The organism is Microcystis sp. LE19-10.1B, from assembly GCF_027530565.1.
Lineage (GTDB): Bacteria > Cyanobacteriota > Cyanobacteriia > Cyanobacteriales > Microcystaceae > Microcystis > Microcystis aeruginosa.
Window position 1 is genome coordinate 1 of record NZ_JAPZQM010000556.1, and the last position, 1,111, is coordinate 1,111.

Sequence of the window (1,111 nt, forward strand, 5' to 3'; positions counted from 1 at the left end):
GCAATACTGTAGAGAATCCACGTTATTTAAGCAAGTCAGAAAAACGACTGAAAAAAGCACAAAGGAGATTATCAAAACGATTTCGTCAAGGAAAGAAACAGTCTAAAAACTATCACAAGCAACGGATAAAAGTAGCTAGGTTTCATCTTAAAGTGTCAAGACAACGTAAAGACAAAGCAATTAAAGACGCTTTGGCGTTAGTCCAGTCTAATGATCTGGTAGTCTATGAAGCTTTAAAGGTAAGAAACTTAGTCAAAAACCGTAAGCTTGCCAAGTCGATTTCTGATGCTTCTTGGTATCAATTCACTCAATGGTTGAATTATTTTGCCAAGATTTATCGGATTGTTTGTGTTGCTGTTCCTCCCCATTTTACTAGCCAAGATTGTTCAGTTTGTGGTACAAGAGTTCAAAAAACATTAAGCAATAGAACTCATCAATGTCCTAACTGTAAAACAATCTTAGATAGGGATCATAATGCATCAATAAATATTCTTAAAAAAGGGTTACAATATTTGGGAAATCATCTCAACGGTACTGTTGGGCAAACAGAAACCGACCCAAACGCCTTGGGAGAGTCCGACCTCTGGGTTTTCAGTGGAGACATTGAGAATCTAAGCTGTCTCGTTGAACAAGGAATTTCCGATAGTGATAGGTCAAGAATCCCCCGTCGCAGCGTAGCTTGACGGTGGGAGTATGTCAAACTAATCCATAGCTGGAATATTAACTTTTGTAACTTTGACATCCTCGCCGCCGTAAAACGGACGGCGATTCCCAAACCTCACGATTTAGGTTTCTGCTTCTTTCCCTTGCGGGGTTCCGCACCTGCCTTAACAGATTGGCTCTTCTGGTTTCTGTGTGGAAACGGGGTCTATACTGATAGTTTCTTCAGCAAAATACTCCTAAAAGTCTTTCCCAGTAAATATTTCACGATTCTATAAGCAAAAATTATCACACAAAGTCGAGAAGAGCCACAGATTTACTCTGTTCTGGTCTTATGGTCGCTCTACAGACTGACACCGCAAGCCCTGCGGCCAAAATATTTTTACTAGCGTTAACATCTCGGTCATGGTGAGTCCCACAGTCTGGACAGTCCCATTCTCGAACATTTAAC

At 40.6% G+C, this 1,111-nt stretch carries 2 protein-coding genes; one reads left to right on the forward strand and one right to left on the reverse strand.

The genetic code is table 11. From position 1 onward, the window contains the following. Positions 1–683, forward strand: a 683-nt coding sequence (locus tag O9332_RS20220) for an RNA-guided endonuclease InsQ/TnpB family protein (protein ID WP_288027114.1), incomplete at its 5' end; no start/stop codon positions are given. A 265-nt stretch (positions 684–948) separates the two neighbouring features. Here O9332_RS20220 and O9332_RS20225 read toward each other — a convergent pair. Further along, the coding region (locus tag O9332_RS20225; RefSeq protein ID WP_288027116.1) for a zinc ribbon domain-containing protein at positions 949–1,111 on the reverse strand (163 nt) is incomplete at its 5' end.